General features: G+C 61.6%; 26 protein-coding genes. 19 read left to right on the forward strand and 7 right to left on the reverse strand.

The genetic code is table 11. The features are described from left to right. Positions 1–231: 231 nt before the first annotated feature. The gene (locus NE851_RS16920) at positions 232–1,110 is read left to right on the forward strand and encodes a phosphotransferase family protein (protein WP_063474868.1); all 879 of its coding nucleotides are present in this window, start codon (positions 232–234) and stop codon (positions 1,108–1,110) included. A gap of 10 nt (positions 1,111–1,120) precedes the next feature. On the opposite strand, the gene NE851_RS16925 is transcribed toward NE851_RS16920, so the two are convergent. Continuing rightward, positions 1,121–1,909, reverse strand: a complete 789-nt coding sequence (locus NE851_RS16925; protein ID WP_047616141.1) for an SDR family oxidoreductase — start codon at positions 1,907–1,909, stop codon at positions 1,121–1,123. A 251-nt stretch (positions 1,910–2,160) separates the two neighbouring features. On the opposite strand from NE851_RS16925, the gene NE851_RS16930 reads away from it, so the two are divergent. Both NE851_RS16930 and NE851_RS16935 read left to right on the forward strand, forming a co-directional pair. Continuing rightward, a complete protein-coding gene (locus NE851_RS16930) occupies positions 2,161–3,825 on the forward strand; it encodes an electron transfer flavoprotein-ubiquinone oxidoreductase (RefSeq protein ID WP_254961679.1) in 1,665 nt (554 codons plus the stop codon). 136 nt (positions 3,826–3,961) lie between these two features. After that, positions 3,962–4,576, forward strand: a complete 615-nt coding sequence (locus NE851_RS16935; protein ID WP_047616146.1) for a L,D-transpeptidase — start codon at positions 3,962–3,964, stop codon at positions 4,574–4,576. A gap of 74 nt (positions 4,577–4,650) precedes the next feature. On the opposite strand, the gene NE851_RS16940 is transcribed toward NE851_RS16935, so the two are convergent. Beyond that, positions 4,651–5,556, reverse strand: coding sequence for a DMT family transporter (locus tag NE851_RS16940; RefSeq protein WP_097623064.1), 906 nt, complete (start codon positions 5,554–5,556; stop codon positions 4,651–4,653). Positions 5,557–5,651: 95 nt separating this feature from the next. On the opposite strand from NE851_RS16940, the gene NE851_RS16945 reads away from it, so the two are divergent. Further along, the gene (locus NE851_RS16945; RefSeq protein WP_174824460.1) at positions 5,652–6,173 is read left to right on the forward strand and encodes an Lrp/AsnC family transcriptional regulator; all 522 of its coding nucleotides are present in this window, start codon (positions 5,652–5,654) and stop codon (positions 6,171–6,173) included. Positions 6,174–6,200: 27 nt separating this feature from the next. Here the strand turns inward: NE851_RS16945 and mgtE are convergent, their stop codons facing one another. After that, positions 6,201–7,574: a magnesium transporter gene (mgtE, locus tag NE851_RS16950; RefSeq protein WP_063474203.1), complete on the reverse strand. Its 1,374-nt coding sequence runs from the start codon at positions 7,572–7,574 to the stop codon at positions 6,201–6,203. A 312-nt stretch (positions 7,575–7,886) separates the two neighbouring features. Next, positions 7,887–8,900: a zinc-binding alcohol dehydrogenase family protein gene (locus NE851_RS16955; RefSeq protein WP_097623063.1), complete on the reverse strand. Its 1,014-nt coding sequence runs from the start codon at positions 8,898–8,900 to the stop codon at positions 7,887–7,889. Between the two features lie 103 nt (positions 8,901–9,003). Here NE851_RS16955 and NE851_RS16960 point away from each other — a divergent pair, with 103 nt between their 5' ends. After that, positions 9,004–9,441 carry a winged helix-turn-helix transcriptional regulator gene (locus NE851_RS16960; RefSeq protein ID WP_097542936.1) on the forward strand — a complete coding sequence of 146 codons (438 nt, stop codon included), beginning with the start codon at positions 9,004–9,006 and terminating at the stop codon, positions 9,439–9,441. On the opposite strand, the gene NE851_RS16965 is transcribed toward NE851_RS16960, so the two are convergent. After that, complete coding sequence (locus NE851_RS16965) at positions 9,367–10,593, reverse strand: MFS transporter (RefSeq protein WP_097623062.1); 1,227 nt, start codon at positions 10,591–10,593, stop codon at positions 9,367–9,369. The genes NE851_RS16960 and NE851_RS16965 overlap by 75 nt on opposite strands. A gap of 300 nt (positions 10,594–10,893) precedes the next feature. On the opposite strand from NE851_RS16965, the gene NE851_RS16970 reads away from it, so the two are divergent. Beyond that, positions 10,894–11,838, forward strand: coding sequence for a diacylglycerol/lipid kinase family protein (locus tag NE851_RS16970; RefSeq protein ID WP_047616159.1), 945 nt, complete (start codon positions 10,894–10,896; stop codon positions 11,836–11,838). Between the two features lie 19 nt (positions 11,839–11,857). Here the strand turns inward: NE851_RS16970 and NE851_RS16975 are convergent, their stop codons facing one another. Next, positions 11,858–13,210 (reverse strand): glutamine synthetase family protein, encoded by a 1,353-nt coding sequence (locus NE851_RS16975; RefSeq protein ID WP_097623061.1) that lies wholly within the window; start codon positions 13,208–13,210, stop codon positions 11,858–11,860. A gap of 81 nt (positions 13,211–13,291) precedes the next feature. Between NE851_RS16975 and NE851_RS16980 the strand changes: the two genes are divergently transcribed. Next, positions 13,292–14,659 carry an aspartate aminotransferase family protein gene (locus tag NE851_RS16980; RefSeq protein WP_097623060.1) on the forward strand — a complete coding sequence of 456 codons (1,368 nt, stop codon included), beginning with the start codon at positions 13,292–13,294 and terminating at the stop codon, positions 14,657–14,659. A gap of 206 nt (positions 14,660–14,865) precedes the next feature. Here the strand turns inward: NE851_RS16980 and NE851_RS16985 are convergent, their stop codons facing one another. Continuing rightward, positions 14,866–15,396 (reverse strand): A24 family peptidase, encoded by a 531-nt coding sequence (locus NE851_RS16985; RefSeq protein WP_047616164.1) that lies wholly within the window; start codon positions 15,394–15,396, stop codon positions 14,866–14,868. Positions 15,397–15,653: 257 nt separating this feature from the next. On the opposite strand from NE851_RS16985, the gene NE851_RS16990 reads away from it, so the two are divergent. The 12 genes from NE851_RS16990 to NE851_RS17045 all read left to right on the forward strand — a co-directional run bounded on the left by NE851_RS16990 (position 15,654) and on the right by NE851_RS17045 (position 26,573). Beyond that, entirely contained in the window at positions 15,654–15,860 is a 207-nt protein-coding gene (locus NE851_RS16990) for a Flp family type IVb pilin (RefSeq protein WP_097623059.1), read from the forward strand. A 99-nt stretch (positions 15,861–15,959) separates the two neighbouring features. After that, the gene (cpaB, locus tag NE851_RS16995; protein WP_097623058.1) at positions 15,960–16,877 is read left to right on the forward strand and encodes a Flp pilus assembly protein CpaB; all 918 of its coding nucleotides are present in this window, start codon (positions 15,960–15,962) and stop codon (positions 16,875–16,877) included. A gap of 57 nt (positions 16,878–16,934) precedes the next feature. Further along, positions 16,935–18,422: a type II and III secretion system protein family protein gene (locus NE851_RS17000; protein WP_047616169.1), complete on the forward strand. Its 1,488-nt coding sequence runs from the start codon at positions 16,935–16,937 to the stop codon at positions 18,420–18,422. Beyond that, entirely contained in the window at positions 18,406–18,711 is a 306-nt protein-coding gene (locus NE851_RS17005) for a hypothetical protein (RefSeq protein ID WP_097623057.1), read from the forward strand. Before NE851_RS17000 ends, NE851_RS17005 begins: the two co-directional genes overlap by 17 nt. A 94-nt stretch (positions 18,712–18,805) precedes the next feature. Continuing rightward, a complete protein-coding gene (locus tag NE851_RS17010) occupies positions 18,806–20,407 on the forward strand; it encodes a TadE/TadG family type IV pilus assembly protein (protein ID WP_097623056.1) in 1,602 nt (533 codons plus the stop codon). Then, entirely contained in the window at positions 20,404–20,883 is a 480-nt protein-coding gene (locus NE851_RS17015; protein WP_063474209.1) for a TadE/TadG family type IV pilus assembly protein, read from the forward strand. Before NE851_RS17010 ends, NE851_RS17015 begins: the two co-directional genes overlap by 4 nt. Next, entirely contained in the window at positions 20,877–21,500 is a 624-nt protein-coding gene (locus NE851_RS17020; RefSeq protein WP_063474210.1) for a TadE/TadG family type IV pilus assembly protein, read from the forward strand. Before NE851_RS17015 ends, NE851_RS17020 begins: the two co-directional genes overlap by 7 nt. A gap of 28 nt (positions 21,501–21,528) precedes the next feature. Beyond that, positions 21,529–22,671 (forward strand): response regulator/pilus assembly protein, encoded by a 1,143-nt coding sequence (locus NE851_RS17025; protein ID WP_063474211.1) that lies wholly within the window; start codon positions 21,529–21,531, stop codon positions 22,669–22,671. After that, positions 22,668–23,207: a L,D-transpeptidase gene (locus NE851_RS17030; protein WP_063474212.1), complete on the forward strand. Its 540-nt coding sequence runs from the start codon at positions 22,668–22,670 to the stop codon at positions 23,205–23,207. Before NE851_RS17025 ends, NE851_RS17030 begins: the two co-directional genes overlap by 4 nt. Positions 23,208–23,226: 19 nt before the next feature. Then, positions 23,227–24,675, forward strand: a complete 1,449-nt coding sequence (locus NE851_RS17035; RefSeq protein WP_063474213.1) for a TadA family conjugal transfer-associated ATPase — start codon at positions 23,227–23,229, stop codon at positions 24,673–24,675. Then, the gene (locus NE851_RS17040; RefSeq protein WP_097623055.1) at positions 24,672–25,625 is read left to right on the forward strand and encodes a type II secretion system F family protein; all 954 of its coding nucleotides are present in this window, start codon (positions 24,672–24,674) and stop codon (positions 25,623–25,625) included. Before NE851_RS17035 ends, NE851_RS17040 begins: the two co-directional genes overlap by 4 nt. Positions 25,626–25,628: 3 nt before the next feature. Then, positions 25,629–26,573, forward strand: coding sequence for a type II secretion system F family protein (locus tag NE851_RS17045; protein WP_047616187.1), 945 nt, complete (start codon positions 25,629–25,631; stop codon positions 26,571–26,573). The last annotated feature ends 12 nt before the right edge of the window (positions 26,574–26,585 follow it).

The following is a 26,585-nucleotide window of genomic DNA, read 5'->3' on the forward strand; positions in this document are numbered from 1 at the left end:
CCGCTTATATTGCGGCGCAAAAAAGACATAATTCCCGGAGCGCGATCACTAAGTGGTTATAACGGCTTAAATTTTTGTAATGAATATTCCGTAATATTCAAACTATACTAATATAGATCCAGTGTAACCCGATGGCCGATGCGCAGGCGGTTTGCCCGGCGATAATGTCGATCTGCATGCCGTCCATCGCGCGGGAAGAACACGGGAAAAAACCAGAGAAGGCAGGTCGTCATGACTGAGTTGGATGCCAGCGAGTTTCGCTCCCTCATCACAAGCGTATTTCCTGAACTCACGGCCTCCGTCTTCAAGCTGGCGGCGAAGGGCTGGGATTCGATGGCGGTCGACGTCGATGACACGCTGATCTTCAAGTTTCCCCGCAATCTCGGCGCGGAGAGAGCGCTTCAGAAGGAAGCCGCCTTGCTCGACATCGTTCGTCCGTCGCTGTCGATGGCGGTTCCAGACATGCGCATTCATGACGGGCCGCCGATCTTCTCCAGCCATGCCAAGCTCGACGGCGAGCATCTCATTGCCGAAGATTACGACGCGCTTCGCGAAGGCGATCGTCAGCACCTCGCAGAAGATCTCGCCCGTTTTTACGCCGAGTTGCACGTGCTCGATGCCGATCGGCTGCGCTCGGCCGGTGCCGGCCCCATTCAGCCATGGCAATCGCCGGAGGCCGTGCGAACGAGGGCCTTGCCGCTGCTGCCGCCGGACATCAAGAGCTTTGCCCAGGCCATCATTTCCGATTTCGAAGCCTTGCCGCCCGATCCTTTTGGCAGCATCTACGGCTTCTTCGACGGCCATGGCTGGAACATGGCCTTCGACCATAGGCAAAAGCGGCTGAACGGCATTTATGATTTTGCCGATTCAGGCTTTGGCCCGTTGCACCAGGAATTCATCTATTCGAACTTCATCTCGCCCGATCTGACCGCCCGCATCGTATCGGCATATGAAATGCTGACCGGACGCAGGCTCGACCGGCGGCGCATTGCGATCCTGACGGGTTTCCATCGCCTTTCCGAACTCGCCGAACTGGCGGACGATCCGGCGAACGTCGAACAGATGATCCGAAGTGTGGCGACATGGGCGGCGGCCGCCCGCGTCGGCTGAGAGGCGATGGTCAGACGGACCGTGCTGCGCCGCCGTCGCAGCGGATGAGCGAGCCGGTGATGTAGCTTGCCGGCTGGCTGCACAGGAAGGCAGCCGTTGCGGCAAATTCCTCCACCTTGCCGTAGCGGCCGACCGGAATGCGCGCTTCCTTGTCGGCGCGGATTTCCTCGAGGCTCTTGCCCGTTCGCTTAGCCGCAGCCCCATCGAGATCGTCGAGCCGTGCCGTCAGGATGCTGCCCGGCAGGAGCAGGTTGGTGGTGATGCCGAAGCCTGCGACTTCGGAGGCAAGCGTCTTGCTCCAGCCGGCAAGGGCGGGGCGCAGCGTATTCGACAGCGCCAGATTGGCGATCGGTTCGATCACGCCGGATGAGGCAACCGTCAGGATGCGGCCCCAGCCCTGCGCCTTCATGCCGGGCAGCAGCGCGTTGGTGAGCGTGATCACGCGGGCGACCATGGAGAAGAAATAGGTCTCGAGCTTTTCGCCCGTCATCTCCTCCGTCGTGCCCGGCGTCGGTCCGCCGGTATTGTTGACGAGGATATCGAGCCCGCCGAACTTTTCCTTCACCGCCGTCGTCGCCATCTCGACGAAGCGTTCGTCGCCGAGATCGGCCCAGATCCAGTCGGCCCGGCCTTTGCCTTCGCTGTTGATCGCCTTGCAATTGGCTTCCAGCTGTTCGCCGCTGCGCCCGCAGAGCAGCACGTTCGCGCCTTCCCGCGCCAGCGCCACGGCGATGCCGAGGCCGAGGCCGCGCGAGGAGGCGAGGACAAGCGCCCGTTTGCCTGTGATGCCGAGATCCATGATATCCTCCGATATTTTTCCAGCGATGTATAAGGCGCAAGCGGCGGAAAAGGAAAGGGAATGTCGCCGGGTTGGTGGCGTTTGATAATTGACGTTAACGTAAACGTTATATAACTCTGACTGGTGAGGCATATCATTGTGCGAATTGGAAGATTGGCTGTCGTATCCCGGCTCGACAATGCTTTCTTGTTTTGACAAGAAAGTGCCATGACGGGGATGACGGCCGCGTGCGGCCAAGCGGAGACGAGTGAATGACCGAGACGACTGATCTGCCCGAACGCGAGAGCATGGAATTCGACGTTGTGATCGTCGGCGCCGGTCCGGCCGGTCTTGCGGCGGCGATCCGGCTGAAGCAGGTCAATCCGGAGCTCTCGGTCGTCGTGCTGGAGAAGGGCTCTGAGGTCGGGGCGCATATTCTGTCGGGCGCCGTCGTCGATCCGATCGGCATCGACCGGCTGCTGCCCGGCTGGCGTGAGGAGGAGGGGCACCCGTTCAAGACCGAGGTCAGCGCCGATCACTTCCTGCTGCTCGGCCCGGCCGGCTCTGTTCGCCTGCCGAATGTGCTGATGCCGCCGCTGATGAACAATCACGGCAATTACATCGTCTCGCTCGGCAACGTCTGTCGCTGGCTGGCGAGCAAGGCCGAAGAACTCGGCGTCGAGATCTATCCGGGCTTTGCCGCCACCGAAGTGCTCTACAATGACGAAGGCGCGGTGATCGGCGTTGCCACCGGCGACATGGGCATCGAGAAGAACGGCGAGCCTGGACCCAACTATACCCGCGGCATGGAGCTGCTCGGCAAATATACCCTGATCGGCGAGGGCGTGCGCGGCTCGCTCGCCAAGCAGCTGATCGCCAAGTTCGATCTGCAGAAGGATCGTGAACCGCAGAAGTTCGGCATCGGCATCAAGGAACTCTGGCAGGTCAAGCCCGAGCATCACCGGCCTGGCCTGGTGCAGCACTCCTTCGGCTGGCCGCTCGGCATGAAGACCGGCGGCGGTTCCTTCCTCTATCACCTGGAAGACAATCTGGTGGCGGTCGGCTTCGTTGTCCATCTGAACTACAAGAACCCCTATCTCTATCCTTTCGAGGAATTCCAGCGCTTCAAGACGCATCCGGCGATCCGCACCACTTTCGAGGGCGGCAAGCGGCTGTCCTATGGGGCGCGCGCCATCACCGAGGGCGGCTACCAGTCGGTGCCGAAGCTCACCTTCCCCGGCGGGGCGCTGATCGGCTGTTCGGCCGGTCTCGTCAACGTGCCGCGCATCAAGGGCAGCCACAATGCGGTGCTGTCGGGCATGCTGGCGGCCGAGAAGCTGGCGGCGGCGATCGAAGCAGGCCGCAGCCATGACGAGGTCGCCGAGATCGAGAGCGAATGGCGCCAGGGCGACATCGGCCGCGACCTGAAGCGGGTGAGGAACGTCAAGCCGCTGTGGTCGAAGTTCGGCACCGCCCTCGGTGTGGCGCTCGGCGGCTTCGACATGTGGACCAATACGCTGTTCGGCTTTTCCGTCTTCGGCACGCTGAAACACGGCAAGACCGATGCGCAGAGCCTGGAGCCTGCCTCGATGCACAAGCCGATCGCCTATCCGAAACCGGATGGCGTCCTGACCTTCGACCGGCTGTCCTCGGTGTTCCTTTCGAACACCAATCACGAGGAAGACCAGCCGGTGCATCTCAAGGTCAAGGACATGGGCCTGCAGAAGCGTTCCGAGCACGATATCTATGCCGGCCCGTCGACACGCTACTGTCCGGCCGGCGTCTATGAGTGGGTGGAGAAGGACGGGCAGGACACCTTCGTCATCAACGCCCAGAACTGCGTGCACTGCAAGACCTGCGACATCAAGGACCCCAACCAGAACATCAACTGGGTGCCGCCGCAGGGCGGCGAGGGGCCGGTCTATCCGAATATGTGAGGCGGATTATCCCCGCTGCCGACAATTTTCACGTGCTGACGCCTTCGTGATCGCTTATTGCGGGCCGTCGTTAGTCGTTCGTTAACCATAATTTCCTTAGCTTGCGACATCATGTTGACGCACTAAGGACACATTCATGACGATCTCCCGCCGGGGCTTTCTGATCGCTCTGCCGCTTTTTGTCGCCGGCTGCTCTTCGACCGGCCTGAACAGCCAGACCAATTACGCCGCACTTCCGGAAGAAAAATTTCCGCTGAAGCAGGTGCCGATCGACAAGATCAAGCCGGAGCTCCGCCGCCAGGAAGTGGCCTATGAAACCACACACGCTGCCGGCACAGTGGTGGTCGATACCCCGGCGCGCCGCGCCTACTATGTCCTCGGCGACGGCAGGGCAGTGCGTTATGGGGTGGGCGTCGGCCGCGAGGGGCTGGCCTTTGCCGGCGACGCCTATATCGGCCGCAAGGCCGAGTGGCCGAGCTGGACGCCGACCGAAAACATGCAGCGCCGCGAAGAGCGTTATCGCAAGCTTGCCGGCGGCATGCCGGGCGGCCCGAACAACCCGCTCGGTGCGCGGGCGATGTATCTCTATCGCGGCGGCGGCGACACGCATTTCCGCATTCATGGCACCAACCAGCCGCAATCGATCGGGCTTGCCATGTCGAGCGGCTGCATCCGCATGATGAACCACGACGTGATCGACCTCTATAGCCGCGTCGAGGTCGGCGCCAGGGTCGTCGTCATCCAGGCTTGAGCAATATGTCTGCTGAAAAAGCCGCCGCAGCGATCGCTGTCGGCGGCTGTTGACGTGTTGGTTCCCGCTGATGGTCAATGGCGCGGCGCGGCAATACCCGTCGAAAGCGCCACCCCGATGCCGGTGATCACCGCGGCGCTGATTTCGGTGATGCCGATCGCTTCGCCGAGCAGGAATCCGCCGCCGAGGGTTGCGAGCACCGGTGTCAGCGCCGTGAAGGCGGCGGCCTGCGTTCCGCCGAGTGTTCTGACGGCGGTGCCATAAGCCAGCATGGCGATCAGGCCGGACAGAATGCCCTGGCTCAGCACCTGCAGGCCGATATCCGGGAGAGAAGCCTGCGGCAGTGAGATGCCGAAGACAAGGGCAAGCGCGCCCATGATCAGGAAGGACCAGACGGCGATCAGGGCGCTCGCCTGTACGGCGGTCAGGCCGGAGCGGCGGAAGGCATGTGTATAGCTTGCCCACAAAACGGCGCCGGCCGGCAGCAGCACGAAGCTCGTCCAGGGCAGCGAGGCGTCCGCAAGGCTCTGCGTCAGCAGGATCAGTACGCCGGCGATGATCGCGGCGAGCCCGGCGATGCGCGTGCTGTCAGGTCTTTCGCGAAACAGCGCAATGCCGATCAGCGCCGCAGCGAGCGGCATCGAGCCGCCGAGCAGAATGCCTGAAGAGGCGGCGGGCGTCGAATGGATTGCCAGCGTGGTCAGCAGGAAGAAGACGGCGCCGGAACCGGCGACCATGATCGCCAGCAGGTGGAGCGGCAGGGCCTTCGGCAGCAGTCCCGTCTTCAGCCAGACGGGTGCAAGCACCAGCGCCGGAATTCCGAAGCGGATCAGTCCGATGTCGATCGAGCCGAGTGGCGTTGCGGCGCTGTGGCGGGTGACGAGAAACCATGTCGCCCAGATCAACACGGTCAGAGTGCCGCTGACATAGCCCAACGCCTGCGACGGCGACTTGTCGTTCGTAAATGCAATGGTGGTCATCGTCCTGTCCTTTCTCTCGTCCGGAGCCTCTCCGGTTGAGAAAAGACTAGCGCTAGAGGGCAGGGCATGTCCTTGCTATCTCTGGCTCTAAAATCATGCTAGACGCAATCTTCTGCCAATCCGTGCCGACAGGGATCGCGAAAATGCCAAATCTCGATAAATTCGATATTGCCATCCTGAAGTGCCTGCAGGAGGATGCGCGCGCCACCAATGTCGAGATCGCCGAGAAGGTGAACCTTTCACCGTCGCCCTGCCTGCGCCGCATCCGCAATCTCGAACGCTCCGGCGTCATCCGCGGCTATACGGCCGATATCGATCGCAAGGAGGTCGGTCTCGGCTTGACCGTCTTCGTCGAATTCAAGGTCGTCCATCACAGCCGCGAAAATTCCGAGGCGCAGCAGAAGGCGCTGCTCGCCATCCCCGAGATCGTCTCCTGCTTCCTGATTTCGGGCACGGCCGATTTCCTCGCCGAAGTGGTGGTGGAGGATCTCGCCGCCTACGAACGGCTTCTGACGGAAACGCTGCTGACGCTGCCGAATGTCAGCGACATCCGCTCCAACTTCGCCATCCGCAGCATCAAGACGCATGGCCCGTTGAAGCTGCCCGAGGGGAAATAATTCTCCTCGGGCTTGCCGTTTTGGGCGCTACAGCAGCGTTCCGCTGAGGATGAGCAGCGCCACCGAGAAGTAGATGACGAGCCCGGTGACGTCGACCAGCGTGGCGACGAAGGGGGCCGAGGCGCTGGCCGGATCGAGCCGGAGTTTCTGCAGCACGAAGGGCAGCATCGAGCCGCAGATCGAGCCGAAGGTGACGATCCCGATCAAGGCGGCGAATACCGTGACGGCGACCATCTGCCAGTGCGGGCCGTAATCGTAGAGCCCGGCCGACTGCCAGAAGACGATGCGGACGAAGCCGACCAGGCCGAGGATCGCGCCGAGCACGATGCCGGTCGGCAGCTCGCGCAACAGCACCTTCCACCAGTCGGAAAGCTTCAGCTCGCCGAGCGCCAGGGCCCGGATGATCAGCGAGGTCGCCTGCGAACCGGAATTGCCGCCGGAGCTCATGATCAGCGGGATGAACAGCGTCAGCACCACGGCCTTTTCCAGCTCGCCTTCGAAATGCTGCATGGCGCTTGCCGTCAGCATTTCGCCGAGGAAGAGCGCGGCGAGCCAGCCGGCGCGCTTGCGGATCATGCCGGCGAAGCTGATCTTCATGTAGGGCTGGCCGAGGGCTTCCATGCCGCCGAACTTCTGGGCGGCTTCCGTCGTGTCCGATATCATCGTGTCGATCACGTCGTCGACGGTGACGATGCCGAGCACCTGCCCATGTTCGTCAATGACGGGCAGGGCGAGCAGGTCGTGCTTGCGGATCAGCCGGGCGACATCTTCCTGCTTCATCAGCGGGTCGGCCGAAACCGGCGCACCCTTCTGCGCCACCGTGAGGATCGAAGCCTCCGGCTCGCCGGTGATGAGCCGGCGCAGCGTCACCACATGCATGAGCGCGTGGCTGATCTCGTCGAGCACGTAGATAGCATAGACGGTCTCGCGCGAGCGTTCGACCTGGCGCACATGGTCGAGCGTCTGGGCAACTGTCCAGCTGTCAGGCACGCTGACGAACTCCGTCGTCATGATGCCGCCGGCCGTGCGTGGCGGATAGCCCATCAGGTGCTGGATCGCGATGCGCACCGGCTCGTCGAGGCTGGAGAACAGCCGGGCGCGAGTCTCGCCGTCGAGTTCGAGCAGCACGTCGGCGACGCGGTCGTTGGACATGCCGTGCAGCAGCCGTGCGGCGTCCTCCGCGCTGATCAGTGCAAGGATCTGTGCAGCGTTGCGAAGCTCCGGCCGGTCGAGAATGTTGACGGCATAGTCCAGCGGCATGCCGGACAGCACACGCCCGGCATCCTGGACGGCGAGCGCGTTCAACGCATCGACGCGTTCGGCGATCGTTGCGCCGCGGCTGTTGTTGATGAAGGCACGGGCGGCATGGCCTGCCCGAAGAGGGAAGCGATTGATATTCATGTGAGGCTCGCCTTTCCGTCGATCCGCCGTAGCGTCCGATCGGGCGAGCCGACAGGAGTCGGTCAGCGCACGAGGGCCGCGTACGGCAAAGGCAATCGACTGCTACTGTCGCTTGGCATCGTGAAGATGGCTCCGTTGAAATCCGTGGCTGACAGGTGTCGGCCACGTGTTTGCTAGGTGGTCCCGAATGCGGAAAAAGTCAAGCGGGGTCAATGCTTAACGCCAGAATGTCGCACCCCGCGATGCGGCATTCCGGGCGGATGGTTTGCATGACCTTGCGGTTCCGAAAAAATACCGGCCATGCTGGCGATCTCAGAATCCTGCAAGCACCGCCTTGCCCTTCATCCTGCCGCTTTCGACCATGGCATGCGCCTTCTTGAGATTGGCAGCATTGATCGGCCCGACGATCTCCGAAAGCGTCGTGCGAATCTTTCCGGCGTCGACGAGCTCGGAAACCTTGTTCAGCAGCTTGTGCTGCTCGATCATGTCAGGCGTGCCGTAGAGCGGGCGGGTGAACATCAGTTCCCAATGAACGGAGATGGCTTTGCGCTTGAAGGGCACGATGTCGAGCGTCTTCGGGTCGTCGATCAGCGCGAAGCGGCCCTGCGGCGCAATCGCTTCGACGATGTCGCCGATATGGCTGTCGGTATTGGTGGTCGAGAAGATGAATCCCGGCGCGCCGATGCCGAGCGCTGCCACCTGTGGCGCGATCGGTTTGGAATGGTCGACGACGTGATGCGCACCGAGTCCCTTTACCCAATCCTGCGTTTCCGGCCGCGACGCGGTGGCGATCACGGTGAGATCGGTCAGCGCCCGGGCGATCTGGATGGCGATCGAGCCGACGCCGCCAGCGCCACCGACGATCAGGATGGAGCGTGCCGCTCCCGAAACTGCGTCCTGTACCTTCAGCCGGTCGAACAGGGCTTCGTAGGCTGTGATCGAGGTCAGCGGCAGGGCGGCCGCGGCCGCGAAATCGAGGTTCTTCGGTTTGGCGCCGACGATGCGCTCGTCGACGAGATGGAATTCGGCATTGCTGCCCGGACGGCTGATGACGCCGGAGTAGAATACTTCGTCGCCTGGCCGGAACAGCGTGACCTCTGCGCCAACGGCTTTGACGATACCGGCGGCGTCCCAGCCGAGCACCTTGAGCTCGTCAGCGGGTGGCGCCGAATGGGCGCGGACTTTCACATCGACGGGATTGACCGAAATGGCCTTTATTTCGACGAGCAGATCCTGACCCTTGGCCTCCGGCATCGGCAGTTCGACATCGATCAGCGAGGTCTCGGCGGAAATCGGTTGGGGCGTTTTATAAGCGACGGCGCGCATGGGAGACTCCTGTGTTAATTGCACGGAAGCTAGATGCGCACTATGTTCTGACAACGCAAGAATGCACAAATTCTGTACGTAGTACCCAAAAGGATACCGTAAAATGTCATTGCCGCGCGCCAAGCTCGTCAAGAACTTTCCCGGTTGCCCGGTCGAGGCGACGCTGACTTACCTCGATGGCAAGTGGAAGGGCGTGATCCTCTTTCATCTGATGGAAGGAACCCTGCGTTTCAACGAACTGCGCCGCAAACTGCCGGCCGTGACCCAGCGCATGCTGACCAAGCAACTGCGCGAACTGGAAGAGTCCGGTCTGGTGTCGCGCACCGTTTTTCCGGTGGTGCCGCCGCGCGTCGAATATGCAATGACGCCGCTCGGCATGACGCTGAAGCCGGTCATTCGAGCGCTCGCAGCATGGGGCGATGATTATGTCTTCTGCAGCCCGGAAGGCCGCGAGTTGCGCATGGCCTCAGACGGCCTGCGCGCTCCGGCTGCGGCGCTCGAGGTGGAACGAGGCTGCAAACACGAAGAGGCCGAGGAATGAGAGCGCTGCGCCGACATAACCGGTTGCCGCAAAACCGTAACCCCAGGCGATGACGAGGCCGCCGAGCCAGGCGCCGATCGCATTGGCGATGTTGAAGGCGGAATGGTTGGAAGCGGCGGCAAGCGTCTGCGCATCGGCGGCGACATCCATCAGCCGCGTCTGCAGCGCCGGGCCGGCGGCAAAACCGCAGCCGACGAGGAAGACGCAAAGGCCGAGCATATAGGGGTTGGCGGCGGTCAGCGAAAAGATGGTCAGCACGACGATGTTATAGACCAGCGACCCGCCGATCGTGCCGAGCAGCGACTTGTCGGCGAGCCACGAGCCGATGAAATTGCCTGCGTTCATGCCGACGCCGAAGAGAACAAGCATGATCGGGACCGCACTTTCCGGCAGCATCGCCACTGCAGTCGTCGTCGAGGCGATATAGCTGAACATCGCGAACATGCCGCCATAACCGACGGCGGCGATGCCGAGCGTCAGCCACACTTGCGGCCGGCGGAAGGCGCCGAGTTCGCGCAGGAACCCCGCTTCCTCGGAAACCTGGTCCTTCGGAACGTAGAACCAGATCAGCGCCACGGTGAGCAGGCCGAGTACGCCGACCGAGAAAAACGCCACCTGCCAGTCGAGCGACTGGCCAAAGAACGTCGTCAGCGGCGTGCCGAGGAGGGTAGCGACCGTCAGGCCGAGCATGACGCGGCCGACGGCACGGGCGCGGCGGTGCACCGGCACCATCGAGGCGGCCACAAGAGCCGCGACGCCGAAATAGGCGCCATGCGGCAGGCCGCTGATGAAACGCAGCAGGGTGAAGGTCTCGAAGGTCGGCGCCATGGCGCTTGATATATTGCCGGCGGCAAAGATCAGCATCAGCGTCAGGAGCAGCGTGCGGCGCGCCATCTTCGCGGCGAGCACGGCGATGACGGGCGCGCCGACGACGACGCCGAGCGCATAGGCGCTGATGACGTAGCCGGCCTGCGGTGTGGTGACCGAGAAAGTCTCGGCGACATTGGGCAGCAGCCCCATGATCGCAAACTCGCCGGTGCCGATGCCGAAGCCGCCGCAGGCGAGCGCCAGTTGCACCAGCGCCACTGTCGTTGACGACGGCAGCTCTTCATCCCGGCTATCGACGGAAATATTGACGGCAATCTCACTCACGAGAGCTCCTCGAGGCGGTTTCTGCTTGGAAATGGCCCTTGGCGCAGGCGCGGCCGCGAGCCGATCGTAAAATGGCGGGAGGTGGAGACCCATGTCCCCGATACTTCATCTATCCCTAACGTTCAGGCTGGCGTCGAGTGCATTTTTTGCAGTGCAGCGTCCTGCTATGTGCATACGTCTATTGCAAATTTTGCATTTCTGTCATTTCTGCGGGGAAGCGGTGGCGCTTGAAATCGCCATGATCGCAACCATCTGATGGACAAAGGCAGGATTATCTCCACGCCAGGGACTGGAGCCCTTATGAAGCTTGTAGGCTTTTTCAATCGCGACGGCGGTACCTTCAAGACCACCGACATGCTGGCCTACGAAAAGAGGGCAGAGGCGGCTTTCCGCGAAGCGGGGCACGATTTCGATGCTATCGTCTTCTCCGGAAAGGAAATCATTCCCGCCATGGAGCGAGCGGCCAAGCGCGACGATATCGACGGGATCGTCGCCGGCGGCGGCGATGGCACGATTTCGGCGGCGGCCTCGATCGCCTGGAAAAACGGCATTGCGCTCGGTGTCGTGCCTGCGGGCACGATGAACCTCTTTGCCCGCTCGTTGCGTGTGCCTCTCGACATCTGGCAGGCGCTCGATGTGCTCGCCACCGGCGAGATCGACAATGTCGATATCGCCAGCGCCAACGGCCGGCCCTTCATCCACCAGTTTTCCGCCGGCCTGCATGCCCGCATGGTGCGCTACCGCAACGCTTACAGCTATCGCTCGCGGCTCGGCAAGATCCGGGCGAGCACGAAGGCGGCCTTGGGCGTCGTGTTCAATCCGCCGGAATTCGAGGTCGATTTCGAGGCGGCCGGCATGAGGGAGCGTCGCAGGGTGTCGGCGATTTCAGTCTCCAACAACCCCTTCGGCGAGAATGCGCTGCTCTATGCCGATAATCTCACAAGCGGCGAACTCGGCTTCTACACGGCAAATCCGCTGAAGCCTCTGGGTGTCGCCCGTCTCGCCATCGATATGCTGCGCGGCAAGTTCCGCGAGAATGCCGACGTCATGGTGATGCACCCGGCCGAAGTGCACCTGCATTTCCCGAAACTGCGCTTCAAGGCCAATTGCGTCATGGACGGTGAGTTGCTGCCACTCGAACGCGATGTCTCGATCCGGCTGCATCCGGGCGAATTGAAGGTTCTCGTCAAGCAGGGTCTTGCGGCGCAGGTGCACGCCAGCGAACGCCGCGAGCCCGCCGCGTAAGTCGGCGGCCGCGTAGATTTCAGAGCCGCGGCAGGTAGGTGCGATAGTCGAAATCCGAGACGGTGCGCAGATGCGCCAGCGCTTCCTTGCGCTTGGTGTCGCCATAGAGCGCCTGATACCGGGCGCCGAAGATATCGGCGATGAAGGGCGAGGTGCGGAAGCTTTCGACGGCGCTCAGGAAATCATGCGTCAGCCGTGCCGTATTCGCCGGCATGTGCGACGGCGTCGTCTCTTCGCCGGGGTCGAGTTCGTCGTCGAGACCGGTGAGCATGCCGCCAAGGATCGCCGCGAGCAGCAGATAGGGATTGGCGTCGGCGCCGGCGACGCGATGTTCGATGCGTGCAGCCGGCCCGTCCTTGTCGGGTATGCGGATCGCCGTGCCGCGATGGCCGCTGCCCCAGGTCAGATCGACCGGTGCGAACGAGCCCGGCTGGAACCGACGGTAGGAATTGGCGAAGGGCGCGAAGATCAGCTGCGCCTCGCGCATGGTGTTAAGCAGGCCTGCCGTCACCGATTTGAGCCGCTTCGGCTCGCCGCCTTCGGCATCGAGGATGTTGCGGCCTTGGCTGTCGATGATGCTCGCATGCACATGCAGGCCGGAGCCGGCATGTTCGGAATAGGGCTTGGCCATGCAGGTCGATTTCAGCCCGTGCCGGCGCGCCGCCTGCTCGGCGATGCGCTTGAGATAGAGGCAATCGTCGGCGGCTGCCAGCGCATCGGGGCGGTGCAGCAGGTTGACCTCGAACTGGCCCGGGCCGAACTCCGCCGTCGTCGCATCCGCCGGCAGCCCCTGCGCCCTCGCATAGGCCCTCAGCGTTTTGAGATAGCCGTCGAGCGCGTCGACGGCGCTCATGTCGTAAAGCTGGAAGCCGTTCGGCTCACCGCGATAGGTGAGGCTTTCGGGCGGGGAGGGGCGTCCGGTCTCGCGCCAGTCTCCCGCCATCACGTAAAATTCCAGCTCGGTTGCCACCACTGGCGTCAGGCCGCGCGAGGCATAGCGCTCCAGCACCGAGGCGAGGATGGCGCGCGGGTCCATGAAGCTCGGGCTGCCGTCGAATTCGTGCATGCTGGCGAGCACCTGCATCGAGCCTTCGGGCGCCCAGGGCATCGGCGCCAGGCTGCGCCGGTCGGCAACGAGCATGCCGTCGGGATCGCCGATCGTCAGCGACAGGCCGGTGATGTCGTCATTGTCGTCGCCCCAGATGTCGAGCGATTGCGTCGAGGTCGGCAGGCGGATGTCTCCGGCCCAGACCTTGCCTTCGGCGCCCAGCGGAAGCTGCTTGCCGCGCAGGTCGCCGTTCATGCCGACGATCAGGATCTCGAAACGCGGGTCGCCGCCATCGGTCTTGCCGTCCATCCTGTCGCTCGCCATGACCTTGAAAATCCTCCGGGACAAGGCCAAGCTCCTAACCCATCGACATCAGCCTTTCAATCCGCGAGGGTCTTTACCACCATGCCCGTTACCTACCCGCCCTCGAACCTTGCGGCGATCGACGCCGCGCACCACCTGCATCCCTTCGCCGACATGAAGAAGCTGAATGCCGAAGGCACGCGCATCATCCAGCGCGGCGAGGGCGTCCACATCTTCGACAATCACGGCAGGAAATATCTCGACGGCTTCGCCGGCCTCTGGTGCGTCAATATCGGCTATGGCCGCCGGGAGATCACTGACGCCGTCGCCAGGCAGATGAACGAGCTGCCCTATTACAACACCTTCTTCGGCACGACCTCGACGCCGACCGCGCTGCTTGCCGAGAAAGTCACCTCTCATGCCGGCGTACGTTTCAACCATATCTTCTTCACCGGCTCCGGCTCGGAAGCGAACGACACATGGTTCCGCATGGCCCGAGTGTATTGGAGTGCGGTCGGCAAACCGTCGAAGAAGATCGTGATCGCGCGGAAAAACGGCTATCATGGCTCGACCGTCGCCGGCGCCAGCCTCGGCGGCATGAAATACATGCACGAACAGGGCGACCTGCCGATATCAGGCATCGTCCATATCGGCCAGCCCTACTGGTACGGTGAGGGCGGCGATCTCTCGCCCGCCGAATTCGGTCTCAAAGTCGCGCGCGAGCTCGAAGCGAAGATCGACGAGCTGGGCGAGGAGAATGTCGCAGCCTTCGTCGCCGAGCCGGTGCAGGGCGCTGCCGGCGTCATTATCCCTCCCGAGACCTACTGGCCGGAGATCGACCGGATCTGCAAGGCACGCAATATCCTGCTCGTGACCGACGAAGTGATCTGCGGTTTCGGTCGCTTGGGTTCCTGGTTCGGCCATCAGCATTTCGGCGTCGAGCCGGATCTCGCGCCGATCGCCAAGGGACTTTCCTCCGGCTATCTGCCGATCGGCGGCGTGCTCGTCAGCGACCGCATCGCCGATGTGCTGATCAACGAGGTTGGCGAGTTCAATCACGGCTTCACCTATTCCGGACATCCGGTCTGTGCGGCCGCCGCACTCGAAAACCTGCGTATCATCGAGGAGGAGAGACTGGTCGAACGCGTGCGCGACGATATCGGCCCCTATTTCGGCAAGGCCTGGGCAGCGCTCGCCGAACATGATCTCGTCGGAGAAGCCGTCAGCATCGGCCTGATGGGCGGCCTGCAGCTTGCCGCCGAGAAAAGCACTCGCACCCGTTATGTCAAGCCCGATCAGGTCGGTGCGCTGGTGCGCAACCACGCGCTGGCGAACGGCCTCGTGCTGCGCGCCACCGGCGACCGCATGCTGGCCTCGCCGCCGCTCGTCATCAGCCATGCGGAGGTGGATGAGATGGCAAGGATTACCAAGCTGGCGCTGGACGCGGCCTGGAAGGAACTGAAATCCTGATGCCGTTCAGCCCGGCTGGTTGACCCAGGCATAACCGAAACGGTAGCTGCCGCCGCCACGCCCATGGAAATGGGGCAAGTCGACCACTGAGGGCTCAGGTGCGGCTACGCCGAGATTGCCTACAGCATTGAACCATGGCTGGCGGCGCGCAACATCCTGCTTTGGCGATGGGGCGCTTGCGAGGAAGCGGCTATGCCGATGCCAGGTCACCGCAGCTGCTGTCGGATAATGGGCAGAGCCAAGGTGAGGAGCGCGGCGAAAACCATGACGACGCCATAGGGCACCTTCCGGCTCGCCCGGATTTCCTCCACGCGCATGAAAAAGGCGAGATGTGCGACGGGCAGCGGCACCGGCAGCCGCAGGACCAGGAGCGTCACGATGCCGAGGACGAGGAGCAAAAACGAAAACGGCAGCATTCCGTGCCATCCGATAAAAAGGCCGATCGGCAGGAAAAGCTTGGCGTCTCCTGCGCCAAACAGCCGGAACGCCCAGAGCATCACCCCCAGCATGAACATCAGCAGGCCGGCCCCGACGTCGCCGCCAATTCCGCTCGAAGCAAATAGCGCGGCGCCGACGTCCTGTGAGCCAAGTATCACGGCCACCGTGCGCAATGCATAAAGTACAACAAGCGCGAGCACTATCGTGTTGGGGATCTTCCATGTGCGGAAATCGGTCCAGGCGGCGTAGAGAAAAAGAAATACCGAAAGCGAACTAATGACATCGATTACTTGCAGCATGGTATTCAACCTTTTGGGCTACTATAGTCGGATCTTTAAGTTCCGTTCCAATAAATCCAGACGAGTGGGTCAGTTTTTGCGAATGCGGCCGGACTTTGGTCTTAACCATAAAGTATAGATGCCGAACGTTCACGTATAAAACAATTGACTAAATTAGTCTTAAGAGATTATTAATATTCCCAGTCGAAGGGGCGGTCTCGACGACAAGGTGGCCGGGGGAAGTTACGGCGCACAACTTATCTGGGAGGAAATTCTCGATGAAAGCCTTTGTAAATAGCGTACGCGCTTTCGCGCGGGAAGAAGACGGCGTCGCACTCACGGAATACCTCATTCTGCTCGCCTTGCTGGTTGGCGGCGTGATCGGGGCGGTGACATTGGCCGGCACCAATCTGTCTACCGTTTGGAACGGCTGGGCAGGGTGGTTTACGACCAACCTGAGCTCCCCGGCTGCCCCAGCTGCCTGATATTGGCGTTCGAAGAAGCGAGGGGTTTTTGTTAACCCCTCTCTTCTAAATTAGAATTAATGAATGGATGCGTTCCGTCCAGTGTAGCGAGTAACCGTGATGCGTTCTTCAACGATTTTAAGTCTCGTTATTGCGTTTGTTCTCGCAGCGGCAGCAGTTTTCGGCATGCGCGAGTATCTCTCCGATCAGAAGGCCCGGCTGCTGGCGATGAACGGCATCAAGGCCGAGGAACGGACACTCGTTGTCGCCGCCAAGCCAATGCGCTTCGGCGACCGGATCCGATCCGAAAATCTCAGGGCCATTCCGTGGCCCTCGAATGAAACACCCGCAGGCTCGTTCGTCAGCATCGAGACGGTCGTCGGCAACGATGCCCAGCCCCGCTATGCCATGGCGGCGATCGACCCCGGCGAGCCGGTGCTATCCTCGAAAATCACTGGCACCGGCGAACGCGCCACGCTGTCGGCGGCCCTCGATCAGGGCATGAAGGCGGTTTCCATCCGCGTCAACGACGTGCTCGGCGTTGCCGGCTTCGTCAGGCCTTCCGATCGCGTCGACGTACTTCTGACGCGAGTCGTGCGCGGGCCGGCCGGCAACGATCAGACCTTCGTCGACGTGTTGCTGCAAGGCGTCAAGGTGCTGGCGGTGGACCAGACGGCAGACGAGCGCAAGGACGAGCCATCCGTCGTGAAAACCGTGACCTTTGAGGTCACGACCGATGAGGCGCAGCGCCTTACCCTCGGCTCCAGTATCGGCACGCTCTCGCTGGCGCTTCGCAATATTGCCTCTTCCTCTGTCGAGCAAACCCGACCGATCACCGTCGCCGACCTGGGTGGCGGGGCGATGGCGACGGAACTCGGCAATGATCTGGAAAAGAATAAGTTGCCAGAAGCTGAAAAACAAGTGCAGATTGTGGAGCCAAAGGTCGAACCGGTGTTGTCGGTCGAGCCGAAGTGGGTGACAGTGGGGGTCTGGAACACGACGAAGCGCGAGGAGCATCGAGTCGGCCTGATCCAGTGATGTTTATGCGGCCTGCCGCGGCGCGGCTAGCCGAATGAGGGGGGGGCTAAAGCAGGCATGGCGAACGACAAGAGACGAATCGCAAGGACCAAAAGCCTTGCGGCACTTGCGGCAGTGTTTTCGGCCTGTGTGTGTTTGGGGCCCGGATTTGCCGGCTGCGCCAACGCACAGGAAAAGTCGGTCACCCTCGGCAAATCGGTCCAGCATGTGACGTTGCCTCCGAACGAGACGCTGACGCTCAATACCGGCCAGCCCTTCGGTGATCTCGTCATCGGTAGCGCCGATATGATCGACGTGGTGCCGCTTTCCGATCGATCGCTGTTCATTCGCGGCAAAAAGACCGGCGCCACCAATATCTCGGTCTATGGCGACGACAAATCGCTTCTCGGCGTCATCGACATCCGCGTTGCCAGCGATTTCACCGAAGTCGCCGCCGCCATTCGCTCTGCCGCACCCTCGGCCCGGGTCAGAGTGGTCAACTCCAACGATCGTATTCGCCTGACAGGCATCGTCCGCGACGGCATCGAATTGCAGCGGGTGATGGAAATCGCCCAGTCCTATTCCGAGCAGCCGGTGCTGAACCAGTTGCGCGTCAGCGACAGCCAGCAGGTGATGCTGGAGGTCCGTGTCATCGAAGCCTCGCGTCAGACGGGTCGTGATCTTGGGATCGGTTGGTCCGGGCATGGCAACAACGGCATCGGCAAGGCAACGACCAGCCAGGGTATCACCGTGGACGATAACGGCAACCTGGCCCGTAGCCTCCTTGATCCCAAGGGTGCGGCAACGGGTATGCTGCCCTTCGGCCAGTTGATCGCCAAGGTGCTGGAAATCTCCGGCGGCCGCATCGACGTGGTCATCAATGCGCTCGAGCAGAAGGGATTGGTGCGTCGCCTGGCTCAGCCGAACCTCATCGCCATGAGCGGCTCGACCGCCAGCTTCCATGCCGGCGGTGAAGTGCCGATCCTGAAGACGACGAACAACGGCACGACAGTCGCCACCGAGACGGACTATCGCCCCTTCGGTGTGCGGCTGACCTTCAAGCCGGTGGTGCTTGACGACGGCGTCATCAATCTGGAGATCGAGCCGGAGGTTTCCGAGCTTGATCCGTCGATCAACGTCAACGGCAATCCAGGTTTCATCTCGCGTGCTGCGAGCACCACGGTAGCGCTTCGCGATGGCCAGAGCTTTGCCATGGCGGGCCTGCTGCAGTCGATCAATGCCAAAGACATCCAGCAACTGCCGGGCCTCGGGAAGATACCGATCCTCGGCGCACTGTTCCGTTCGACGAGTTTCCAGAAGAAGGAATCCGACCTCGTCATCGTCGTCACCCCGCACATAGTGCGACCGGCTCGCCCGGGCGAGGACCTCTACAGTCCGCTCGACCAGACGCGTTCGTCCAACGACGTCGAGCTTTTTGCGCTCGGTGTCCTGGAAGTCGACAAGGACATGCTCCGACGCTTTCGCAATGGCGTAGGCGTGACTGGGCCCTATGGCCATCGTCTCGACCTGAACCAGGGAGTCCAAGCCGTTGCTACAAAACGCTAAACGCGTCCTTCTCGTCCTTGCAGCCGCCGGCCTCGCTTCCGGCTGTGCCGACTACATGAACCATCGCGATACGATCACCTTCGGAGCCGGCAACGCCATGGAGGCAAACAAGGCCATCCATATCGAGGACCCGTTCCCGCCGGAAGCTCAGCGAACCCGTATCGCAAGCGACGGCAAGGTAATCCGCAGGGCGGTCACTCAGTATCAGAACGGCGGGGTGGGCGTTATTCAGCCGTCGCCGGCGATGGAGGCCAACGGGGCGTCCAGTGGGGCCACCGTCAGCCAGTAGCTGTTCGAAAGGCATGAACGGCGGCAGCGCGCCGGAAGGGGAAATGCACCAAACAGGGTCGTCACGGCGATAGCGCCGCGATGGGGGTATGCCAATGCTGAGCAGGGTTATCAGACGGTTCTGGAACGATCATCGTGGCTATGTCATCGCCTTGACGCTCATCGCCATGCCGATGCTTCTCGGCTTTTCGCTGCTGATCATCGATGTCGGCCGCAGCAGCAACCTGCACACCGATCTCCAGAACGCGGTCGATGCGATGGCGCTGGCCGGAGCCCGCGAACTCGATGGCCGCGATGATGCCATTTCGAGGGCGCAGACGGCGATCGAGAAAATCGCCAATAGCGCGGCTTTTTCCGGGGGCGGGGCCGGCATGTCGCTTGGCTCGCATATTACCGTGGCCTATGACGCCGGCAATGATGCCGGGAGCACGGTCACCGTGCTTTTTCTGAAGAGCATCCCGGCCAATGACGATACGCCCATCCCGTCTTCGATGGAAACGACAACGGCCAGCGAAGCGTCCTACGCCTGGGTCATCGCCAAGCCGCAGGCGATGCAGACGATCTTTCCGATCCCGGTTGGCTTCACCCGCAGTACGATCAATATCGCCGCCGACGCCGTGGCGGTATACCACGCCAGCGCCTGCGACGTGACGCCGATCTTTATCTGCAATCCGTTCGAGCCGGCGGGCAACACGAGTGAAAGCGCCAGCGAAGTTGCAGCCGCGGCCCTGCACACCAATTTTGCGGCCGGCAATCTCTACGGGCGACAGATCGAGCTTCACAGCACCTCGGCGTCCAATCCCGGTCCCGGCAATTTCGGGTTCCTGCGGACCCCCTTGGGCAATGGTGCGTCCGTGCTGGCGGAGGCTCTCGCCACCGGCAATCCCGGTACCTGCTACACGCAGGACAGCCTCGATACGGAGACCGGCGCAAAGGCGGGGCCAGTCGAGGACGGCGTCAATACGCGCTTCGGTTTTTACTCCTCGTCGTTCAACAAGGCGAACGGCGACTATCGTTACCGACCCGCCCAAAACGTGCGCTCCGCTCAGTCGATCAGCGGCAAGGGAAAGAAGGGCTGCGATACTTATGATCCGGTCACGGTCGGAGCCGTTGTCGGCGATGCCACCAAGGCTTTGCCGCTCGGCTACGGAGCGTCCATGACCTCGCTTGCCGGCGGCAAGATCAGCAGCAGCAACAATTGGCAGTACATGACATATTGGAATGTCGCGCAGGGAACGGCCGCGCCCTCGGTGAGCACGGTCCTCGGCAGCCACTCCAGTTATCCGGCGCCGACCGGAACGCCAAGTCAACCCTCCGCTTACGATGTTTATCGTTACGAGCTGGCAAACCCGTCTCTCATCAACCATGCCTCGGCCAATGGTGAGACCGGGACACCGGCAACCGGCGGCCAGTGCTATACCGGCCCGGACCTTTCGAACTATACGGCGGCCGAATACGGTGATCGCCGCGAGATCTTCTCAGCCATCGTCAATTGCGGCTATGAAGCCTCGGTCGGCCATTTGAACGGCCACAAGGCCACGCGCGCCGTGGCCTTCGCGCGCATGTTTCTGACCAAGCCGGCGATAAAGGATGGCGGCGAACGATACCTTTCCCTGGAGATGATCGACATCACCGGCAAGGGTGGTCGCGGTACGCTCGACGAATTCCTGCGGGAAGAAGCGGAGCTGGTCAGATGATGGCGCTCCGCAACTTTATCCGGCATCGGCTTTGCCTCGGCTTCTGGCGGCGGGAGGAAGGCGCGGTGCTTGCCGAAGCGCTACTCGCCATCCCCTTTGTGACGCTCTTTGCGGCGGGGATACTGGAGTTTGGCAGCATCTTCTGGGAGCGGATGCAGATCGACGCAGGCTTGCGCGATGCGGGGCGGTACCTTTCGCGATGCCGGCCGGTGTCGGGAACCTATGTGCCGACATGCAATCAGGCGACTGCGAAGACGATCGCCTTTTACGGAACGCAAACACCTGCGGCAGGCGCCATACCCCGCGTCCCCGGCTGGAAGGACGCTGCCGACATCACCATCACTGCACCCGATGCAGACGGGAACATCACCATTTCCACTGCTCATCTCTACGAGACCTCGCCGGTGTTCGGCTTTCTCGGAATCGACGCCATCACGATCAGCTCATTCCATGAAGAGAGGTACATCGGATGGTGACCTCTAGGGCGATCAAGACCTTCTGGCAGGATAGCAGCGGCGCCAGCCTTGTCGAAGCATTGCTGACCTTTCCGATCGTCATGCTGGTATTCGCCGCCTTCATCGAGTTCGGCTATGCCATGTCGCAGTGGAACCAGACCGTCAAGGCACTGCAATATGGTGCCCGTCTGGCGGCCGTATCCGATCCGGTGACGACGAATTTCAATGCCGTTTTCCCGATTGAAGCTGCCGATCCACTCAACAACGGCAAAGCGGCGCCGAACGATGCCACGATATCCTCGACCTGCGGGCCGGCTCTGGCGAACTGCACGGCGGCATTGAACCGGATCGTCCTGGGAAGCGACGGCGTTTGCAACGCGGGAACTGATCCTCACCCCGGCATTTGCGACCTCAATTGGCGCATCACGCCGGATAAGCTGATGGTCACCTACCAGCGATCGGGGCTCGGCTATTGGGGCCGGCCGGACGGGCCCGTGCTGACGATGCGGCTGGAGGTGCGCGATATCACCTTCGATCTGCCGATCCTCGGCGGCCTGCTGGGACTGAACGACATCACCGTCCCGGCCCACCCGGTGACGATCACGACGGAAGATCTAAAGACGTGCTCAACCTGCTGACTCCTTAAATTATGCGTAGGAAAGCGAAATGACAGCTCACATGAACATTGCCGCATCCACCAAGATCCTGGTTCTGTCCGACGACGCGGCTGCTGCGAGCTTCATGCTCGATACGTTCGGGTCGCTTTCGCGTTACGATGTCCGCCATCTCTCGCTGAAGGCGCTCGGAGAAAAGGGCCGCTTCGATCCGACGCAATTCGACCTGATCGTTCTCGACGTCGACAACGGGACATTGCTGCACCAGCCGGAGCTTTTCGCGTTTCGCACGAGCTATCGGGACATTCCGCTCGTCGTCGTTTCCGAAGACCTGGCGGACGACATGCTGCGGCTGCTCTTCCGCCTAAACGGCAATGACTGGCTGAAGAAGCCGCTCGATCGCCGCGCACTGATCGACATGATTTCGACCCACGCGCCGGGCACCGGGGCCAGCGACAGCCGGGTGCATGCCGTGGTCTCGGCCGTCGGTGGCGCGGGCGCCAGCATGATTGCTTCGTCGCTTGCGCATGTGCTGGCCCAGCCGACCAAGAATTCCACGCCGCGGATCGACTTGTTCGACACGGATTTTTGCTCCGGAGCGCTTGGCTATTATCTCAACCTTGTCAACGACTACGACTTGAAGCCGGTCATCGCCAATCCTTCCCGGGTCGATCTGGAATTCATCGATCTGGTCCGAAAGCGTCATTCGGGCGGCTTTTCACTGCTGTCCTTCAAGCAGCCATCAGTCCTTCTGGCGCCAAAGGGCCGTGAACTCGTGCTGCGTATGCTCGACGTGGCCGCCTTCGAGAGCGACCACACGATCATCGACGTTCCCTATTACGACACGCCGTGGAAATACGAGGTGCTGACGTCGGTCAACAGCATCTGCATCGTCACTGAAATGACGGTCCCTGCGCTTTCTCAAGCCAAGGATTTGTTTGCCAATCTGGTACGGCTGCGCGGTAGTTCGGATCAGATATTCATCGTCATCAACAAATACCGCAGCAAGCTTTTCGGCCTCGGCCTGCGCCGACAACAAACGGAGAAGATCTTCAAGGAGATCCCGACGCATGTCATTGCGGATGACTGGGATACTCTGAGCGAGGCAGTCAACCGCGGTGTGCTGCCATTTCAAGTGAATTCCCGGGCGCGCTTCTGCGGCGCGGTCGGTAAGCTTGGAGCACTGGTGCGATGAAGGCGATCGTCGGCCTTGCAGTTTTGGCAATTCTGGCCGCTGTCGGCGACGCCGCGGCAGGCGGGCTTGTGCCGCGAAGCCTTGGGCCGACGACAAGCGCCGTGGTGACGATCGAAAAAAGCTACGCGGCGGGGACGATCGTCATCGTCAGCGGCAATCGTACGCTGGATCTCGTCATCTCCGAAGGACGCGCGATCCGTTACAAAATCGGAGTCGGACGAGACGGATTTCGCTGGAGCGGTACCGTCAAGGTTGGACGCAAGGCAGAGTGGCCTGACTGGCGCCCGCCTGCCGAGATGAAGGCGCGCGCGGCCGGACTTCCGGACCTTGTGCCGGCTGGGCCGCTCAATCCATTGGGTGCCCGCGGGATCTATCTCTACAAGGGCGGGACCGACACGCTCTATCGCATTCATGGAACGAACGAGCAGTCGACGGTCGGCGGTTTCGCGTCATCGGGCTGTTTTCGCATGAGCAATGCCGACGTCATCGATCTCTATGCGAGGGTGAAAGTCGGTTCCACGGTCATTGTAAAATAAGAGTTCGGGGATGGGAAACATGGCGAACGGTATCATCGGGCGTTTCTATAAGCAGCGGGAGCCGGAAAGCCGCGAAGATCTGGAGGCGGCCGAACTGTCTTTGGTCGGCGCCGTTGAGAACATGCCTGCCCAACCGGCCTCCAACAGCGCCACTGCGAGCGGCGAAGAGGCTTCGCTGGGGCCGGACATGGTTTCCGAGCGGGTCAATCTGCACCGCTACCTGCTCGATCGCATCAACCTCGGGATCCTCGACACACTCGACAACGAGGAGATCGCCACCGAGATCCGACCGTTGGTCAAGGACTATATCCGGAACAACAACTTTCCGCTGAATGCCAAGGAAATCAATGATCTGATCCGCGATATCACCGACGAGATGCTGGGGCTGGGACCGATCGAGCCGCTGCTGGCCGATGATACAATCGCAGATATTCTCATCAACGGCTACAACAGCGTCTATGTCGAGCGGAGCGGCAAGCTCGAAGGCACTGCCGTGCGATTCAAAGACGAGGACCACCTGCTTCGGGTGATCAACAAGATCGTCTCGGCGGTCGGCCGCCGTGTCGACGAGTCAACGCCGATGGTTGACGCCCGCCTCAAGGATGGCTCGCGTGTCAACGTCGCCATCCGGCCGATCTCTGTCGATGGACCGCTCGTTTCCATTCGCAAATTCACGCGCAAGCCGCTGACAATGGAGCGCCTCGTGCAATATGGCGCTATGGCCGATGCGATGCGCGTCCTGCTCAGCGCCGCGGTCAAGGGCAAGGTGTCCATGGTCATTTCAGGCGGCACCGGTTCTGGCAAGACCACCTTGCTGAACGCGCTCTCGTCGCAGATTTCTCCAAAGGAGCGCCTGATCACCATCGAGGATGCGGCCGAGCTTCAACTGCAGCAGCCACATGTCGGGCGTCTGGAAACCCGGCCGCCGACGCTCGACGGGCGCAACGAGATCCGGCAACGCGAGCTTCTGAAAAACGCCCTGCGCATGCGTCCCGACCGCATTATCGTCGGCGAAGTACGCGGCGACGAGGCGTTCGACATGCTGCAGGCGATGAATACCGGTCACGAGGGGTCGATGACGACCATTCACGCCAACACGCCGCGCGACGCCGTCGGTCGGCTTGAGCAGATGGTCGGCATGGCAGGGATGCCGATGTCGCAGTTGAGCATTCGCTCGCAGATCTCGTCCGCCATCACCATGATCGTGCAGGTCCAGCGCCTGAGCGATGGCAGCCGCAAGATCGTCTCGATTTCCGAGATCACCGGCATGGAGGGCGAAGTCGTGCAGATGCAGGAGATCATGAAATTCAAGAAGATCGGCACCGACGAAGGCGGACGGATCCATGGAGAATTCCGCGCCACCGGCATCCGGCCGCGGTTCGTCGAGGAATTTGCCGAACTCGGGATCGAGATCCCTTTGACGATTTTTGATCCCGGCAAACCGCTGCAGACAGGACCTGTTCAATGACCCTGACGCTCCTTTACGCCGCCGTTTTCACCGCCGCCCTTGTTGCTGTCGAAGCGATCATGCGCAGCTACTTCAAGAGCTCCGAACGACACCGGGCCGTGAACCATCGGCTGAGCTTGCTCGAGGTCAGCGATGATCATCGCAAGACCTATAGCGATATGCTGAAGGAGCGCGGTGCCGGCGGCGGTTGGCGGCAAACCCCCATCACGCAGCGGCTGCTGCAGTTCTACGCCCAGTCCGGAATCAAGTTCGATGCCAGGCGATTTGCTCTCTTCGCGATCGCGGGCGCCCTTTTGACGTGGTTGGCCGTGGGATTCCTCGTGCCAAGCCCTCTGTTTCGGATCCCCGTCTTCCTCCTGATCTGCCTCCTCATCCCTGTACTCGTCGTCTGGCGCACCCGGGCGCGCCGCATGCGGAAATTCGAACTGAAGCTTCCTGAAGCGCTCGATGTCGCCAATCGCAGCTTGGCCGCCGGCCACCCGCTGCCGGCGGCGATTTCTTTGGTGGCACGCGAGATGCCTGATCCGATCGGCACCGAGTTCGGCCTCCTCTCGGATGAGCTCACCTACGGCGTGACGTTGGACGATGCCCTTGTCAACTTGGCGAACCGGGTCGGCGTCGAGGATCTGAACCTGCTTGCGATATCGCTAAGCGTGCAGGCCGGAACCGGTGGAAACCTCGTGGAGATCCTGCAGAACCTTTCGAAGACGCTGCGTGACCGGATGATGCTGAAGGCAAAGGTCAAGGCGATTTCGTCGGAAGGACGCATCACGGCGATCTTCATGTCGGCCTATCCGTTTCTGCTCTACGCGATGATCAAGGCGTTGTCGCCGACCTACTTCGATCCCCTCTGGGATAGCGGCCACGGAACCATGGTGGTGAGCGTGCTGCTGGCCGTCATGGCGATCGGGAATGTCATTCTCTACAAGATGGTCAACTTCGAGTACTGAGTCATGTCGAGTGAGTATGGAATTTACCTCATCGTCTTCTTTGCAGTGCTGATCTTTTCCGCAGCAGCATCGGAATTGTTTTTTCGACAGCGCGAGGTCTCGGTCCGGGTGTCGAAGAGCTCGGTGGCATCAGGCGACGAGTTCCACCTTGGCGATACGACGATTGCCGATCTCGGCGAGGCGGAAAACCGCCTGATCCGTCGCTATTTTGAGATTACGCGACGTGACACCAATGTGAACTCCACCCAGAACCGGCTGATCCGGGCGGGGTATTTCGCTGCCGGCGCCGTGACCACCTTCCAGGTGGTTCGCGCGGTGGTCTGTATCAGCATGCTCGTCGCAGCGGTCTGGGCCCTAAACCGGTTCGCGCCTGATATGTCGCAGATAGTGATGCTCATCCTTGGCATGTTTGCTGCGGGCGCGACCTTTATTCTGGTCAACATCTATATTGACCGGCGTGGTGCCGCCAAAGAGAGGGAGTACCGCCGCCTCTTTCCCGATTTCATGGATATGCTGATCGTCTGCCTTGATGCGGGGATGAGCATCGAGGCGGCGGCGAACCGCGTTGCCCGGGAATTCGTTGCCAAGCAGCAGGACTTCGGCCTGCATCTCTCGATCATGATGCTGGAAGTGCGAGGCGGCCGGCGATTGCGTGAGGCGCTCGCCAATCTTGCCGTCCGCCTGAGGATCGACGAGGCCAGGGCCCTTTCCGTTCTGTTCCGCCAATCGGAGGAACTCGGGACTAGCGTAACGCAGACGTTGCGGGTCTACTGCAAGGAAATGCGCGACCTCCGTGTTGTTCGCGCGGAGGAAAAGGCAAACGCCCTGCCGGTCAAAATGCTGCTGCCGCTCGGCGCATTCCTTTTTCCGGTAAGCCTGGTCATCGTTCTTGTACCCGTTGTTATGCGTGTCGTCAGTCTTCTCATCGGCATGAAACCCGGCGGTTGAGCCAAGCGAGGT

It is taken from the genome of Rhizobium anhuiense bv. trifolii (assembly GCF_024346605.1).
Taxonomy (GTDB): Bacteria; Pseudomonadota; Alphaproteobacteria; order Rhizobiales; family Rhizobiaceae; genus Rhizobium; species Rhizobium anhuiense.